General features: G+C 32.3%; 16 protein-coding genes and 1 riboswitch. Of the genes, 14 read left to right on the forward strand and 2 right to left on the reverse strand.

The features are described 5' to 3' along the window. Nucleotides 1-7 precede the first annotated feature (7 nt). The 3 genes from SYO3AOP1_RS06545 to SYO3AOP1_RS06550 all read left to right on the forward strand — a co-directional run bounded on the left by SYO3AOP1_RS06545 (nucleotide 8) and on the right by SYO3AOP1_RS06550 (nucleotide 2,172). On the forward strand, nucleotides 8-1,315 hold the full coding sequence (locus SYO3AOP1_RS06545; protein WP_281340605.1) for a ComEC/Rec2 family competence protein: 1,308 nt from the start codon (nucleotides 8-10) through the stop codon (nucleotides 1,313-1,315). Nucleotides 1,316-1,361: 46 nt separating this feature from the next. Next, the gene (locus SYO3AOP1_RS09750) at nucleotides 1,362-1,718 is read left to right on the forward strand and encodes a hypothetical protein (RefSeq protein ID WP_012459943.1); all 357 of its coding nucleotides are present in this window, start codon (nucleotides 1,362-1,364) and stop codon (nucleotides 1,716-1,718) included. A 67-nt stretch (nucleotides 1,719-1,785) separates the two neighbouring features. After that, on the forward strand, nucleotides 1,786-2,172 hold the full coding sequence (locus tag SYO3AOP1_RS06550) for a rhodanese-like domain-containing protein (RefSeq protein ID WP_012459944.1): 387 nt from the start codon (nucleotides 1,786-1,788) through the stop codon (nucleotides 2,170-2,172). Between the two features lie 243 nt (nucleotides 2,173-2,415). Here the strand turns inward: SYO3AOP1_RS06550 and nth are convergent, their stop codons facing one another. Then, nucleotides 2,416-3,063, reverse strand: a complete 648-nt coding sequence (nth, locus tag SYO3AOP1_RS06555; RefSeq protein WP_012459945.1) for an endonuclease III — start codon at nucleotides 3,061-3,063, stop codon at nucleotides 2,416-2,418. A 59-nt stretch (nucleotides 3,064-3,122) separates the two neighbouring features. On the opposite strand from nth, the gene SYO3AOP1_RS06560 reads away from it, so the two are divergent. From SYO3AOP1_RS06560 to SYO3AOP1_RS06575, 4 genes are all read left to right on the forward strand, one after another. Next, nucleotides 3,123-4,499: an amino acid permease gene (locus SYO3AOP1_RS06560; protein ID WP_012459946.1), complete on the forward strand. Its 1,377-nt coding sequence runs from the start codon at nucleotides 3,123-3,125 to the stop codon at nucleotides 4,497-4,499. Between the two features lie 119 nt (nucleotides 4,500-4,618). After that, nucleotides 4,619-6,292: a dihydroxy-acid dehydratase gene (ilvD, locus tag SYO3AOP1_RS06565; RefSeq protein ID WP_012459947.1), complete on the forward strand. Its 1,674-nt coding sequence runs from the start codon at nucleotides 4,619-4,621 to the stop codon at nucleotides 6,290-6,292. Nucleotides 6,293-6,302: 10 nt separating this feature from the next. Then, on the forward strand, nucleotides 6,303-7,418 hold the full coding sequence (gene metK / locus SYO3AOP1_RS06570; RefSeq protein WP_012459948.1) for a methionine adenosyltransferase: 1,116 nt from the start codon (nucleotides 6,303-6,305) through the stop codon (nucleotides 7,416-7,418). Then, nucleotides 7,415-7,846 carry a hypothetical protein gene (locus tag SYO3AOP1_RS06575; RefSeq protein WP_012459949.1) on the forward strand — a complete coding sequence of 144 codons (432 nt, stop codon included), beginning with the start codon at nucleotides 7,415-7,417 and terminating at the stop codon, nucleotides 7,844-7,846. The genes metK and SYO3AOP1_RS06575 overlap by 4 nt, the downstream gene beginning before the upstream one ends. A gap of 367 nt (nucleotides 7,847-8,213) precedes the next feature. Here the strand turns inward: SYO3AOP1_RS06575 and thiC are convergent, their stop codons facing one another. After that, the gene (gene thiC / locus SYO3AOP1_RS06580) at nucleotides 8,214-9,575 is read right to left on the reverse strand and encodes a phosphomethylpyrimidine synthase ThiC (RefSeq protein WP_012459950.1); all 1,362 of its coding nucleotides are present in this window, start codon (nucleotides 9,573-9,575) and stop codon (nucleotides 8,214-8,216) included. A gap of 55 nt (nucleotides 9,576-9,630) precedes the next feature. Beyond that, a riboswitch (TPP riboswitch) is annotated at nucleotides 9,631-9,732 on the reverse strand. 444 nt (nucleotides 9,733-10,176) lie between these two features. Between thiC and SYO3AOP1_RS06585 the strand changes: the two genes are divergently transcribed. From SYO3AOP1_RS06585 to ribE, 7 genes are all read left to right on the forward strand, one after another. Next, complete coding sequence (locus SYO3AOP1_RS06585) at nucleotides 10,177-10,626, forward strand: CopD family protein (protein ID WP_012459951.1); 450 nt, start codon at nucleotides 10,177-10,179, stop codon at nucleotides 10,624-10,626. A 1-nt stretch (nucleotide 10,627) separates the two neighbouring features. Then, entirely contained in the window at nucleotides 10,628-11,056 is a 429-nt protein-coding gene (locus SYO3AOP1_RS06590) for an Rrf2 family transcriptional regulator (protein WP_012459952.1), read from the forward strand. Next, complete coding sequence (gene lipB / locus SYO3AOP1_RS06595; protein ID WP_012459953.1) at nucleotides 11,053-11,631, forward strand: lipoyl(octanoyl) transferase LipB; 579 nt, start codon at nucleotides 11,053-11,055, stop codon at nucleotides 11,629-11,631. The genes SYO3AOP1_RS06590 and lipB overlap by 4 nt, the downstream gene beginning before the upstream one ends. Nucleotides 11,632-12,090: 459 nt before the next feature. Then, the gene (locus SYO3AOP1_RS06605) at nucleotides 12,091-12,903 is read left to right on the forward strand and encodes a Gfo/Idh/MocA family oxidoreductase (protein ID WP_012459954.1); all 813 of its coding nucleotides are present in this window, start codon (nucleotides 12,091-12,093) and stop codon (nucleotides 12,901-12,903) included. 10 nt (nucleotides 12,904-12,913) lie between these two features. After that, the gene (locus SYO3AOP1_RS06610; RefSeq protein ID WP_012459955.1) at nucleotides 12,914-13,969 is read left to right on the forward strand and encodes a DegT/DnrJ/EryC1/StrS family aminotransferase; all 1,056 of its coding nucleotides are present in this window, start codon (nucleotides 12,914-12,916) and stop codon (nucleotides 13,967-13,969) included. Between the two features lie 2 nt (nucleotides 13,970-13,971). After that, entirely contained in the window at nucleotides 13,972-14,358 is a 387-nt protein-coding gene (locus tag SYO3AOP1_RS06615; RefSeq protein ID WP_012459956.1) for a hypothetical protein, read from the forward strand. A 23-nt stretch (nucleotides 14,359-14,381) separates the two neighbouring features. After that, nucleotides 14,382-14,846, forward strand: coding sequence for a 6,7-dimethyl-8-ribityllumazine synthase (gene ribE, locus SYO3AOP1_RS06620; RefSeq protein ID WP_012459957.1), 465 nt, complete (start codon nucleotides 14,382-14,384; stop codon nucleotides 14,844-14,846).

Genomic DNA, 14,846 nt, shown 5'->3' on the forward strand with positions numbered 1-14,846 from the left:
TTACCCTTTGGCAGTTTTATTTATAAATCTGTCCTTAGCTGTAATTTTAAACAAATATCTGAATTTAAACATCTCCGCCCTAATATCAATTTTAGTAATAATTTTATCCTTTGTCTTTAATGGCATTATAAGATTTTTAGTATTAAACCTTGCAGTATTTTTACTTGGAATTAGTATTTCTTACAAAGAAAAACCAATGGTACAGACAAATCAACCAATTTTTGTAGAATGTGCAGTAAGTTCTTTTCCTGATTATACAAGATTTGGAAGTAAGTTTGACTGTAAAGTAATAAACTCATCAGAAAAACAGCTTATAAGTAAAACTTTTCCAGTTTTTGCAAAGTATGAAGAGAATATATATTTTTTATCAAGGATTGCTTTCTTAGGGAGAGCTAAAGAAAAAGACGGAAATTTAGTTTTAATGCCTACGAGATATTTTTTAAAAGTTGATAATTCTGACAACTTTTTATATCCGATTTTAAAATATCGTGAAAACTGTATTAGTAATTATAGACAAAATGCAATTAGTTATGAAACATTTCAGGTTGGCTCGGCTCTAGTATTTGGTGAAAGCAGATATTTAGATTTACAAGCTAAAAAGCCGTTTTATCAAACAGGATTAGCCCATCTAATAACTATTTCAGGCTCTCATATTGCAATATTATTTTTATCTTTAAGCTTTATACTTTTCTTTTTATCTGAAAGAAAAAGACTTATGATTCTTGGCTTAATTTTGCCTGTTTATGGAGTTTTAACAGGACTTGCTATTCCGGTCGTCCGTGCTGTTTTTATGAGTTTATTTTACATAATTTCTAAGCTCTTTTATCTAAAAAACAACAGTATAAACATTCTGTTTTTTACTGCTTTTATCTTTGTTTTCTTTAATCCGGAAAGTTTATTTTCTGTATCTTTTCAGCTCTCTTTTTTGGCAGTGTTTGGAATAATACTAACTTTTGAAGTTTTTAAAGATTTAGAAAATTGGCAAAAAGTTTTAATTTCTTCACTTTTTGCAACGCTATTTACTCTGCCGATAATACTTTACTACTTTGGCAATTTCTCACCTACAACAATCTTTGCAACGCCGATAGCTTCACTACCTCTTTATCCACTACTTACAATTTCAGTTTTAAATTTACTTACAGGATTTGAAATTTCTTTTTTAGTTAAGATTATGGACTTTTTCACAGTAGTATTTATCCAGATAGTGAAATTTTTCAGCAGCTTAGGACTTTACTTTACAGGATTTAGCCCAAGCATATTGCTTATTTTTATCTATCTTGCTATACTAACTTTTATTTTAATTTACAATATTTAATAAAACTCAAAAGATTATAATATCTACGGCTTTAGCAGTTGTATTTTTGATTTTCAGTAAATCTGATTTATCTCCAAAAATCTATTTATTTGAAAATAAAGTTTATCCAGTAGTTTTATTCACAAACAATGGAAAATGCTATCTTTTTGCAGATTTTGAGTCAAAAAAGATTTTAAATATTATGAATAAAGAAGGCTGTGAGTATAAAGTTTTACTTACAGAAAAAAGAGAAAAGTTTTCAGATGAATTTTTATCAGAGTTTGACATTGTAAAAGATTTTATTTATCAAATTAGCTTTGAAAATATTCATTATAAAAAATGGATAAATCCAATTTTGGCTGTTGATGGAAAAGTTTTTGAACTTAAAAATCAAGATTTGGTTATAATGGTTAATAATGATTAACCTCATTTTAATAAAAGTTTAACATTGATATCATAAAATTATAAAAACTTTATAAGGAGGTTGTAGGATGGTAGAAAACTTAATTCAAAACATTGAAAAAGCAATTGAGGCTGACAAACAAAAGCCAAATCTTGGTATGATAGACCTTGAAAAGGCAAAAGAACTCTACAATAACGGTGCAATCATTTTAGATGTTAGACCACCAGAAAAAGTAAGCGGAAAAACTATGGAAGAAGCAGGCATTAAAAATGCTATGTATATACCAGTAGTAGAATTTACAAAACATTTAAACAGACTTCCACAAAATAAAGATGCTGTTATCATAACTACATGCAACTTGGTAAAATTTGCAAACAGAGTTATGGGATATTTAGAAGCTCTTGGATACACAAATGTTTATGCTTTCGATGGCTCTACACAAGAATTAATGGAAGCTTTAACTCAAAACAGTTAATTAGATTTATGGGGGGCAAAAAAACAGCCCCCTTTGCTTTCTAAGAATTAAGTTAAAATGTATTAAATTTATCTACTTAATAATCAACTACCAATCTTTACAATAGGCTCAAAACGAAACAAACAAACTTTCTTCTAATTAGAAGTCATTTTTTTATGTCTTACTTTTAAATAAGCCTTGATTCAAAATATAAAAAGAAAACCGTCGGACTAAAGTTTTTACTTGAATATTTTCATTTTGCATTTAACTCTTTTTATCATGTTCACAGTACTTTACAATCGGACATTCTTTACACTTAGGTTTAACAGGCTTACAAATGGTTTGTCCGAAGGCAACGAGAACAAAATTTATATCTTTCCAATATTTTTTAGGTAATATCTTCATCAGCTTAAACTCGGTCTCTTCTGGATTTTTGGTTTTTACTAAGCCAATCCTGTTTGATATTCTGTGAACATGAACATCTACACATATAGCAGGTTTTCCAAAACCTTCCGATAAAACTAAATTTGCGGTTTTTCTTCCAACACCTTTGAAAGACAAAAGCGTTTCTAAATCGTCAGGGACCTTAGAATTAAATTTTTCAACAAGTATTTTTGAAATCTCTTTTATAATCTTTGCTTTATTTCTATAAAATCCTACTGGATAGATTAATTTTACTATTTCTTTTTCAGATAGTTTTAAAATTTTTTCTGGTGTATCTGCAACTTTAAAAAGTCTATCACTTGCTTGAGCTGTTATTTGGTCTTTTGTTCTAAGGCTTAAAATGGTAGAAATCAATATTTTAAATGGGTCATTTCCATTTCTACCCATAAATGCAACTACAGGTGCATTCCAATTTTTACTTTCTTTTTTTAGTATTTTAAAAGCTTTTTCAAATGTTTTTAAGTCCATAATTTTCCTCTATTTTAGAGTTATGTTAAAATTTTACAAAATACGAGAGGAGGTAAGCAATGGAATTTCTAAGGAAAAAAGAATATAAACAAGTAGAAACCAAATTAAAAAGAAGTTTGGGCTTTTGGGATTTAGTTTTTATTGGAGTTGGTGGAATTATAGGTGCAGGTATTTTTGTAATCACGGGACAAGCGGCAGCAAGTTATGCAGGACCTGCAATTGTTTTATCTTTCATTTTTTCTGCTATTGCTATAGGAATTACAGCTCTTGTCTATGCAGAATTTAGCTCATCTTTTCCAGTTTCTGGAAGTGCTTACAGTTATACATATGCCACACTTGGAGAGATTATAGCTTGGCTTGTTGCTTGGAATATTTTACTGGAGTATGGAGTTGCTACTGCGGCGGTTGCTACAGGTTGGTCTGGATATCTACGAACCTTTTTAGAAAAAAACTTTGGATTTACTCTACCGGTTGAACTAACAGGTGCTTTTGATCCAAGTAAAGGAACTGTTATTGACCTATTTGCTTTCTTAGGTGTTATCGGTGTTTTTGTTTTACTGACAATTGGAATTAAAGAAAGTGCAAAAGTAAACTCTGCAATAGTAATACTTAAATTAGCAATTTTGATTGCTTTTATCATTGTTGGAATTAAGTATGTAAAATTAGAAAATATCACTTCTGACTTTTTACCATACGGATGGAAAGGTGTTTGGACTGCAGCGTCTTTAATAGTTTTTGCATATCTTGGATTTGATGCTATCTCTACATTGGCAGAAGAGACAAAAGACCCACAAAAAACCATGCCAAAAGGCTTAATAACAGCTCTTGGAATTAGTACTGTTTTATATATAGCTGTCTCTTTTGTACTGGTAGGAATGCTTAATTATAAATCTTATGAAGGAAAGCCTGATTCTCTTGCCTATGCTATGTATCAAGTAAATGAAAAATGGGTTGCTGACTTTATTTCTATTGGTGCGGTCATAACCATTACAAGTGTAATGATTGTTATGGGACTTGGTTTTACAAGAGTTATGTATGCATTATCAAGAGACGCACTTTTCTTTAAAACTTTTTCGGATGTTCACCCTAAATTTGGGACTCCGTATAAAGCTTCTATTGTTGGTGGTTTATTTTTATCTATATTGGCTGGAATTTTGCCTTTAAAAGTTTTAGCAGAGCTTGTAAATATTGGGACATTATTTGCATATTTCATGGTAGGAATTGCAGCAATAGTTGTTAGAAAGGATTCAAACTATAATCCATTATTCAAAGTTCCTGCCCCGAATTTACTCCTTCCTTTAAACGTTGTATTCTTGCTTTTAATAATGGCAGGTTTACCAATGGATACGTGGTTAAGATTTTTTATATGGAGTTTTATCGGATTGCTTATTTATGCTTTATACGGATTTAAAAATAGTAATTTAGGTGGAAGGTGAGAAGTATTTAAAAGTCATCATTTTCACTTTATTAGATGAAATTTTATAACGATAAACATCACCGTTAAATTGAATTTATGCTAAAATTTAACATAAAAATACGAAATACGGAGTTTTTCATGAGAAGTGATGAGATTAAAAAAGGGATAGAAAGAGCACCACACAGAAGCTTGCTTAGAGCCTGTGGACTTAAAGAAGAAGATTTTGGAAAACCATTTATCGGCATTGCTAACTCTTACATAGATATAATACCCGGACACGTTCATCTTCAAGAATTTGCAAAAATCGTTAAAGAAGCTATCAGAGAAGCAGGGGGAGTTCCATTTGAGTTTAACGTGATCGGCGTTGATGATGGAATAGCAATGGGACACTCTGGAATGTTTTATTCGCTGCCAAGTAGGGAGCTAATAGCTGATAGTGTAGAAACGGTTGTTCAAGCACATAAATTAGACGGATTAGTCTTAATACCAAACTGTGATAAGATCGTACCTGGAATGATAATGGCTGCTGCAAGGGTCAATATTCCTACAATCCTTGTAAGCGGTGGACCTATGGCAGCAGGTCATACATCAGATGGAAAACCAATAGACCTTGCTACGGTTTTTGAGGCTGTCGGTGGAATAAAAAAAGGATTGATAGATGAAAAACAATTGATAGACATAGAAACTCATGCTTGTCCTACATGTGGTTCTTGTTCTGGAATGTTTACTGCAAACTCTATGAACTGTCTTGCAGAAGCTCTTGGAATAGCATTACCTGGAAATGGTTCAATTCTTGCTATAGACCCAAGAAGAAAAGAATTGGCAAAACAAGCAGGAAGGCAAATAGTAGAGCTTGTTAAAGCTGGATTAAAATTTAGAGATATAGTTAATCAAGAAACTATTGAAAATGCATTTACTCTTGATATTGCAATGGGTGGCTCATCAAATACTGTTTTACACCTACTTGCCATTTCGCATGAAGCTGGAATAGAATTTCCGATGGAGAAAATAGATGAAATTTCACGAAAAACACCAACTCTTTGTAAATTAGCCCCAGCTTCCCAGTATCATATGGAAGACTTAGATAAAGCTGGTGGAATTTATGCAATCTTAAAAGAGCTTTCTAAAAAGAATTTACTACATTTAGACAGACCAACAGTTTTGATGAAAACTATCGGAGAAGCAATAAAAGATGCAGAAATAAAAGACACAAATGTAATAAGACCTTTAGAAAATCCTTACAATGAAACAGGCGGTCTTGCAGTATTGTTTGGAAATCTTGCACCGGATGGAGCAGTTGTAAAGGCTGCCGCAGTAGACCCAAAAATTTTAGTCCACAGAGGAACAGCTGTAGTATTTGACAGTGAGGAAGAGGCAATAGAAGGCATTACAAACGGAAAGGTAAAAGAAGGAAATGTTGTTGTGATTAGATACGAAGGTCCAAAAGGTGGACCAGGAATGAGAGAGATGCTGGCTCCTACTTCAACAATCATGGGAATGGGACTTGGAGATAAAGTCTCATTAATCACAGATGGAAGATTTTCTGGGGCTACAAGAGGAGCTTGTATAGGACATGTTTCTCCAGAAGCTGCAGCAGGTGGTCCTATCGGAATTGTCCAAAACGGAGACGAAATTTTAATAGATATACCAAATAGAAAAATTGAACTTTTAATATCTGAGCAAGAGTTTGAAAGAAGAATGAAAGAGTTTAAACCAAAGAAAAAAGAAATACCAAGCCCATGGCTAAGAAGATACTCTAAATTTGTCACATCGGCAAACAAAGGTGCAATTTTAAGCGATGAATGCAGTTAAGGAGCGATAGATGAAAACCATTCAAAGCGCAGAAAGTGTATGTCTTGGACATCCGGATAAAATAGCAGACATAATAGCAGATGCTATATTAGACGACCTTATTTCAAAAGACCCCTATACAAGAGCATCAGTAGAAGTGTTAGTAACGATGGGGCTTGTACATGTTGCAGGAGAAATTTCAACAGATGCATACGCTGATATACCAACTATCGTAAGGAATACATTGATAGAGATAGGCTACACTAAACCCGAGTATGGATTTGATGGATACACGGCAGGAGTAATTACAACCATAAACGATCAAAGCCCGGAGTTATCCCTTGGACTTCCTTCAGATAAAGCCGGGGATAGCTGTATAGTTGTAGGATATGCTACCAACGAAACAGAAAACTACATGCCGCTTGCGTCTAATATTGCCAATGAAATAACAAAAAGAATAAATACATTAAGAAAAGAAAATATAGTCCCATTTTTAAGACCGGATGGTAAAGCTATTGTGTCTGTTGAATATGAAAATGGAAAACCTAAAAGAGTAAACAGCATAGCAGTTATGGTCCAACATGAGCCATATATAACAGAAAGAGAAATAAAAGAAGTGATTATGGAAGAAGTTATAAAAAAGTTAAAGTATAGTAATTATATTGACAATAAGACTAATATTATCATTAACCCACTTGGAAAGTTTATAATAGGTGGACCTATGGCAGATACAGGACTAACTGGAAGAAAAATATCTGCAGATGCATATGGAACAGCATGTCCTAATGGCGGAAGTGCCTTTTCCGGTAAAGACCCGACAAAGGTAGATAGGTCTGCTTCCTATTTCGCAAGATATATAGCTAAAAACATTGTAGCAAACGGATTAGCTGAACAATGTAAAGTAGAAATGGTTTTTGCAATAGGTATGGAATATCCAATTGTTGTTAATATTTCGAATTTTGAAGATGAAAAAATTGTAAAAAATCTTTACAAATTTTCTGTTAATGATATAATAGAGATGTTAGATTTAAGAAAGCCTAAATATAGAAAATGTTCTATGGAAGGACATTTTGGAATTAATTCGGATGAATACACATGGGAAGAAGTAGGAGATACTTTTAAAAAGCTAATGGGGGATATTCTATGAACAAGGAAAAAGATTTAAAATTCTATGATTTTGAAGTTTTTAAAGCATTGATAGAAATAGAGATTGAAAGAATTAATAGATACAAAAAATCATCACAATTCTCTATAGCTTTTTTATATTTTCCAGCTATTACAAATCTATTAATGGAAAAAAAACCAAAAGATATTGATATAGTCTTTAAACTAAGAGAAAATTTAAGAAGTGTAGATGTAATTTCACCTGTTGATGAAGATTTTGTCTTCTTATTTTTACCGGAAACAGATAAAAAACAAGTCGGCACATTGGTAGAAAGATTAAAAAAATTTACAGATATAAATTTTGTAGAAGGAGTAGTTTCTTATCCAGAAGATGGAAAAACTGCAAGAGAGCTGTTTGATAAGATGGTTCAAATTATGAATGATAAGCTTATTCCTATTATTGAAATTTAAAAGAGTGCTACTAAAAAAATTTAAGATTTATAATTGTATGGGTTATGTTATCGTTTTATATTTGTAAGAAACATTTTATTTTTACTTATTTGTCATTCTGCAGCCGGTGAAGAATCTCCTACTTTTTGCCTCTACAATGTCATTCTAAGCGTAAGCGAAGAAGCTCCTGTTTTTCTCTTTAAAAGAATAGGAAATCCTTCGGACTAAAGTTCTCAGAATGAGAGAAAAATGTAAAGTTATATCTACATATACATTCTACAACTTAAAAAATTTTAGAACACTTTCAACCCATCTTAAAAAATTGACAAATAAATGAAAAATCTAATCTAAAAAGAAAGGGAGTCTTTAGCTCCCTTTGGTGGATTAATTACTTCTTAAGTTCTTCTATTGGAATTAAAAAGTCTTCATTAACTGCTTCTTGAATGTTTTGAGATATTCTGTATGCACAGAATGAAGGACCACACATAGAGCAGAATTTAGCAGATTTATATCCCTCTTGTGGCAATGTTTCATCATGGTATTTTCTTGCAGTTTCTGGGTCAATTGCAAGCTCAAACTGTCTTTCCCAGTCAAATTCATATCTTGCTTTAGACATTGCATCATCCCATTCTTTAGCACCTTTTCTGTGTCTTGCAAGGTCTGCTGCATGAGCTGCTATTTTGTAAGCTATCAATCCTTGTTTTACGTCTTCTGCATTTGGAAGTCCTAAGTGCTCTTTTGGTGTAACATAACATAACATTGACACACCATACCATCCAGCCATAGCTGCACCGATGGCAGATGCAATATGGTCATAACCAGGAGCAATGTCTGTTACTAACGGACCTAAAACATAGAATGGAGCTTCATGACACCATTCTTGTTGTTTTCTGATATTCATTTCTATTTGATCCATAGGAACGTGACCCGGTCCTTCAACCATGACTTGAACGTCATGCTCCCATGCTTTCTTTGTTAATTCTCCAAGAACTTTTAATTCTGCAAACTGAGCTTCATCTGATGCATCATTTATACATCCCGGTCTAAGACCATCACCAAGAGAGAATGTAACATCATATTTCTTAAAGATTTCGCAGATTTTGTCAAAGTTTGTATAAAGTGGGTTTTGTTTTCCGTGAACAACCATCCATTGAGCAATTATAGAGCCACCTCTTGAAACAATTCCCATAAGTCTATGATTTACAAGTGGCAAAAATTCCCTAAGTAAGCCCGCGTGAATTGTCATATAATCTACACCTTGCTGAGCTTGTAGTTCGATGATATCAAGAATATCTTGTTCTGTTAGTTTTTCTATACTTCTAACTTCTTGTAAAGCTTGATAAATAGGCACTGTTCCAACAGGTACTGGAGAGTTTTCTATAATTGCTTTTCTGATTTCATTAATATTTCCACCTGTCGATAGGTCCATTACAGTATCTGCACCATATTTAAGAGCAACTCTTAATTTTTCAAGCTCCCCTTCTATGTCTGAGACTACTGCTGAATTACCGATGTTTGCATTGACTTTACATTTTGCAGCAATGCCAATAGCCATAGGCTCTAAGTTGATATGATTGATGTTAGCAGGTATAACCATTCTTCCACGAGCAACTTCATCTCTGATCAGCTCTACAGGAAGGTCTTCTCTTTTGGCCACATACTCCATCTCTTCAGTGATGATTCCTTGGCGTGCAAAGTGCATTTGAGTAACATTTGGCTTTCCGATCCTTTTTGATACATATACACGCATGTTTTTTAACCTCCAAGTTTAATAAATAATTCTGCATTAAGGAAGATGGCTTGGAGGTTTTCTCAAGCCCGCTTCCCTACGGCAGCATTACCTGCATCAGGTTCTAAGGGTATATTCTCAGGCTGTCTTTTTAAGACAACCACCCCCGCGGCTTATTGCAACTTAATATATAATATATATTCAATCATTTCAATAGCTTTTGTATGCAAAACATCATAAATGTAAAGTAAAAAGTAACAAAGATAAGATAAATGTTAACCATACCTCACGAAGCTTGAGCTACGAATCTACTAAATTTTTCATTGTTTAATGATTTAATATTGGTTGAGAAATTCAATAAAAGTAGGGGATTCTTCCCACGGCTGCAGAATGACAAATGAGCTTATTCTTTTTCTGATGCTTATCATTCAACCTTTCGCTATCATTCTGAGGGCTTTAGTCCGAAGAATCTCCTCTTTTGATTTTTTGATTTGAAAAGAAAAACAGGAGATTCTTCGCTGACGCTCAGAATGACGATGTTGATTTTTGGAACATCCTTTTGTCCTTCTTGCATTGAATTTAATTTTAGGATAAAATTGTCTTTAATTTTAAGGAGTTTCCTATGAAAGAATTAGTCTTAACAATTCATATAATTTTAGCTACATTGTGGATAGGCGGTATGCTTTTTATGGTTTTTGTACTATCTCCATACGTCAGAAATCTACCAAACAGTGTTGAGGTATTTCAAAAAGTTGGAAAAAGATTTTCTATTATTGGTACGTTTATAGGTTTACCTTTGCTTTTTATTACCGGAATAGGAAATATGCATAATTTAGGTATTTCTTTTAACGATTTGATAAACAGGACTTCCGCGTATGCATCAACGCTTCATGACAAAATTCATCTTTTCTTGCTAACTTTCTTTTTAGCAGTATTGCATGACCTATACTTTGGTCCAAAATCCCATTTAAATGAAAAGTTTAGGATAATGACACGAATTATTGGAATAATTAATCTCATAATTGGAGTGGTTATTATCTATTATGCAGCAAAATTGAGATTTGGGGGTTAAAATGTTATCAGAATCTGTTAAAGATTGTATAAGAGCTTTAATCTATCTTGCTATAAATCAAGAGAAAAACTATGTTTCCGTAAAAGAAATAGCTGAAAAATTAAATCTTCCTTTTCATTATTTGGCAAAAAACGTTCAAAAACTTGTGAAATCTGGAATTCTTGAATCTTATAGAGGTCCAAAGGGTGGTATAGTTTTTAAACAGCCAATAGAAAGCATAAAAATAATAGATATTATTAAATCATTAGATGATGATAGGTTATTCAAATCTTGTATTTTAGGGTTTGAAGAATGTAGTGATGAAAATCCATGTGCCATTCATAATAGATGGGTTGTTGAAAGAAATCATTTGTATAATCTTTTTAATACATCTCTTAAAGATATAGTGGAAGATATAAAACAAGGGAAAATTAGCAACGTAAAATTATGATAGAAATTGTAAATCTTGGATTGATTGATTATCAAAATGGTTTGAATATTATGAAAGATTTTCACAAAAAAGCATTAGAGAATAATAAAAACTATCTTTTGATATGTCAGCATTATGATGTTTATACAGTAGGTCAAAATGAAAATAAAAATTTTCCTGTAAATGTGATAAAAACAGATAGGGGCGGGTCTATAACGTTTCACGGACCCGGTCAGCCAATTTTTTATTTTATTTTTAAAGTTAAAAGTCCAATTGTTTTTTATAAAAAAGTAGTTAAGTCTTTTGATATGATTTTTAAACCCCTTTGTGAAAAAATTTATCATGATTTTAAAAATCCTGGATTTTACATTGAAAATAGAAAGCTTGCGTCAATAGGGTTTAAGTATAGCAAGGGTTATTCTTTGCACGGCGTAGCTGTAAATCATTCAGTTGATTTAGATAAATTTAATCTAATAAAACCATGTAATTTAGATGGTTACGTTGCAACATCCTTAATCAATGAAGGTATTGAGATTGAATTAGATGAGTTGGTCAGTAGAATAACGAATAGTATATTAAAGAATTTTCAAAGGTAAGAAGTTTGTTTAAATAAAGTCTATATCAACTTTATAAATGGTAAACACTATTAATATTTTTCAATTTACTTATTACCATATCCCACCTTGGATGAGAAATTAGTGGTTTATAGAATTTAAAAAGAAGATCCTTCGGACCTACGTCCTCAGGATAAAAAATAAAGTGGAAAAGTGTAAGAGTAGGGGGCGATTCATGAATCGCCCTTACGAAAGTAAAGTTGTAATTCTTAAGCCGTGCGAAGAATCTACTACTTTTATTAAATTTCTCACCTGACATATTTTTTGTTATTATTATATTAATATACGATGACATGTATTAGAACACTCTTAATAAAATATCCCAAATTTTTTCTCAATTTTGCAAAAATCAAAAAAGGTTAACTGAGTTTTCAAATGATTTTATCTAAAATTTTAGGTATAATTTTTGCATATTTTTTATAAAAAAATTTGGAGACGGTCTTGAAGGTAGGAATAGTTGGCATTGGAAATATGGGCAGTAAGTATGTTAATAAATTTAAAGAGTTAAACCTGGATTATGTTCTTATAGATTCAAATCCTGAACAACTTTCAAAATTTCCTGATAATGTTAAAAAATATCAAGATATAGAAAAGGCTTTAAATGAGGATTTAGACGCTGTTTTTGTAGCAACATCTCCACAATCGCATCTTCCAATAGCAAGAAAATTTTTAGATGCTGGCATTAATGTAATGGTAGAAAAACCACCATCTTTAAGCAGAAAAGAGCTTGAAGAGACACTTGATTTAGCATACAAAAAAAATGTTTATTTGTCAGTTTCAGAAATTGAGTTAAAATCAAGCGCAGTTAGAAACCTTTCATTAGTTAAAAACGTTAATTTTGTAGAAGGATATAGATTAAACCTTGGCAAAGGTTATATAAATCCATTTTTTGACCTTGCTTGGCATGACCTTTACATTTTTCATTACTTATTTGGGAATTTTAAAATAAAAGATGTGAAAGTAGAAGATAATATTGCAAAAGTTAAAGCAGAATCTGAAAATACTGAATTTGACCTACAGGTAGCATGGCTAAACCCATTCACAAGAAGGGAATGGATTTTAAAAACAAGTGATGGAGATCTAGTCTTAAATTTTGCGGAGGATAAAATTATATATCCTTCCGGAGAGGTAAAAGAAAAGGATAACAAAGACAAGCTTAAACTTATGATAGAAGAGTTTTTAAATAAGCCATCGTATGATAGCACATTAAGGTCTATTAATATTCTTAAAGAAATAGAAAAAATTAAAATATAAAGGAGTTGGAATGATACCAATAATTAAGCCTTACTTTGGAAAAGAAGAAGAAAAAACAGTCCTTGATATCATGAAAAGTGGGCAAATTACAAGAGGTCAGTGGACTTTAAAGTTTAGAGAAGAGTTTAAAAAGTATATAGGTGTAGGTTTTTGTCATACTGTATGTAGTGGAACTGCTGCGTTATATATTGCATTGAAAGCCATAGGTATATCCAAAAAAGAAGATATTGTTATCGTCCCGTCACTGAGTTTTATGGCTACTATTGATGCAGTTATTTTAGCCGGTGGTACTCCGGTAGTTATAGATGTTGATGAAAGCTATACTATGGATCCTGCATGGTTAGAAGAGGCTATTAAAAAATACAAACCAAAAGCAGTCATACCTGTTCATCTCTTTGGTCAAACTGCTGATATGGATAAAATAAAAGCTTTATGTAAAGAAAATAATGTTTTAATCTTAGAAGATGCAGCACAAGCTCACGGAGCTGAGTTTAAAGGAAAAAAAGCCGGAAGTCTTGGAGATATATCAGCATTTAGTTTTTACGCATCTAAAAACGTTGCAATGGGTGAAGGTGGAGCAATTCTAACAAACAATCCTGAAATTGATGAAAAAATATCAAACTGGATAGAATTTGGAGACCATCCAGCTTTAAACCTAAGAATAACAGAATTTCAAGCAGGAATAGGATACTGGCAGTTAAAACGCTTAGACGAAACAAATGAAAAAAGAAGAAAAATAGCAAAAATCTATAACGAAGAGTTTAAAGATTTGCCTGGATTAGTCCTTCCGCAAGAATTGCCGGATAGAAAGCATGTATATCATATATACGCATTAAGACATCCAGAAAGAAATAAAATCGTTGAAAAGCTTATTGAAAATGGAATTGGAGCAAGAGTATACTACGAATATACACTTCATCAGTTAAGAAACGCTGAACATTTAAATTGTAAATTTGGAGAGCTTTGCACACAAGAGCTATTTGCAATTCCTGTTCATGCATCTTTAACAGAAAGCGAAGTAGATTATATTGTAAGCACTGTTAAAAAAATTGTTAAGGAGGTTTAACTATGAAAAAGCTTATTTTTGGAATGTTTTTAGTATCTTTGGTATCTTCTTGTGCAGTATATACCAAACCGGGGGCTGTTGTGGTTGATACTCCAAACAAAATTATTGTAAATCCAAGGGTCGTTTTGATCCCAGATTATGATGTATATATTGTTGATGACCCAAGGATAGAGGTATATCAATTCAGAGGAAGATGGTATTGGTTTAATAATGGTAGATGGTATGTAGCAGAAAGATGGGAGGGTCCATGGATTATCTTGAACGGTCCACCTCCTTTTAGAATACCACCTGGACAAATTAGAAAGATGTATATTCATGAAAGAAATGCTGAAAAAAAATTCTGGAAAGAAATGGAAAAACGCGAGAAACATCATAAAGATTGGGATTGATAAAGTTTATAATGGAGGATGTTATGAACATTGTAGAAGGCAAACTATCAGCTGAAGGTTTAAAGTTTGGTATTGTAGTCGGCAGGTTTAATAGCTTTATCACTGAAAGATTGTTGGAGGGAGCTATTGACTGTATTTTAAGACATGGTGGCAGTAAAGAGAATATAGAAATTGTAAAAGTTCCTGGTTCTTTTGAAATTCCGTTAACAGCTAAAAAACTTGCAAAGTCTGGTAAGTATGATGCTGTTATATGCTTAGGTGCGGTTATTAGAGGTTCTACACCACACTTTGATTATGTAGCCAATGAAGTAACAAAAGGAATAGCACAAGTTAGTTTAGAGACAGAAGTGCCAATAGGCTATGGAATTTTGACAACAGACACAATAGAGCAAGCAGTTGAGAGAGCTGGAACAAAAATGGGAAATAAAGGATTTGACGCAGCCATGGTTGCAATAGAAATGGCAAATGTTTTAAAAAGTATAGGATGA

The organism is Sulfurihydrogenibium sp. YO3AOP1 (assembly GCF_000020325.1).
Classification (GTDB): domain Bacteria; phylum Aquificota; class Aquificia; order Aquificales; family Hydrogenothermaceae; genus Sulfurihydrogenibium.

Bases quoted from the DNA above. Each gene is read 5' to 3' on its own strand.
- SYO3AOP1_RS06550 (WP_012459944.1), top strand. From the start codon at position 1,786: ATGGTAGAAAACTTAATTCAAAACATTGAAAAAGCAATTGAGGCTGAC.
- SYO3AOP1_RS06560 (WP_012459946.1), top strand. From the start codon at position 3,123: ATGGAATTTCTAAGGAAAAAAGAATATAAACAAGTAGAAACCAAATTA.
- ribE (WP_012459957.1), top strand. From the start codon at position 14,382: ATGAACATTGTAGAAGGCAAACTATCAGCTGAAGGTTTAAAGTTTGGT.
- lipB (WP_012459953.1), top strand. From the start codon at position 11,053: ATGATAGAAATTGTAAATCTTGGATTGATTGATTATCAAAATGGTTTG.
- metK (WP_012459948.1), top strand. From the start codon at position 6,303: ATGAAAACCATTCAAAGCGCAGAAAGTGTATGTCTTGGACATCCGGAT.
- SYO3AOP1_RS06615 (WP_012459956.1), top strand. From the start codon at position 13,972: ATGAAAAAGCTTATTTTTGGAATGTTTTTAGTATCTTTGGTATCTTCT.
- SYO3AOP1_RS06610 (WP_012459955.1), top strand. From the start codon at position 12,914: ATGATACCAATAATTAAGCCTTACTTTGGAAAAGAAGAAGAAAAAACA.
- nth (WP_012459945.1), bottom strand. From the start codon at position 3,063: ATGGACTTAAAAACATTTGAAAAAGCTTTTAAAATACTAAAAAAAGAA.
- SYO3AOP1_RS06585 (WP_012459951.1), top strand. From the start codon at position 10,177: ATGAAAGAATTAGTCTTAACAATTCATATAATTTTAGCTACATTGTGG.
- thiC (WP_012459950.1), bottom strand. From the start codon at position 9,575: ATGCGTGTATATGTATCAAAAAGGATCGGAAAGCCAAATGTTACTCAA.
- ilvD (WP_012459947.1), top strand. From the start codon at position 4,619: ATGAGAAGTGATGAGATTAAAAAAGGGATAGAAAGAGCACCACACAGA.
- SYO3AOP1_RS06590 (WP_012459952.1), top strand. From the start codon at position 10,628: ATGTTATCAGAATCTGTTAAAGATTGTATAAGAGCTTTAATCTATCTT.
- SYO3AOP1_RS06575 (WP_012459949.1), top strand. From the start codon at position 7,415: ATGAACAAGGAAAAAGATTTAAAATTCTATGATTTTGAAGTTTTTAAA.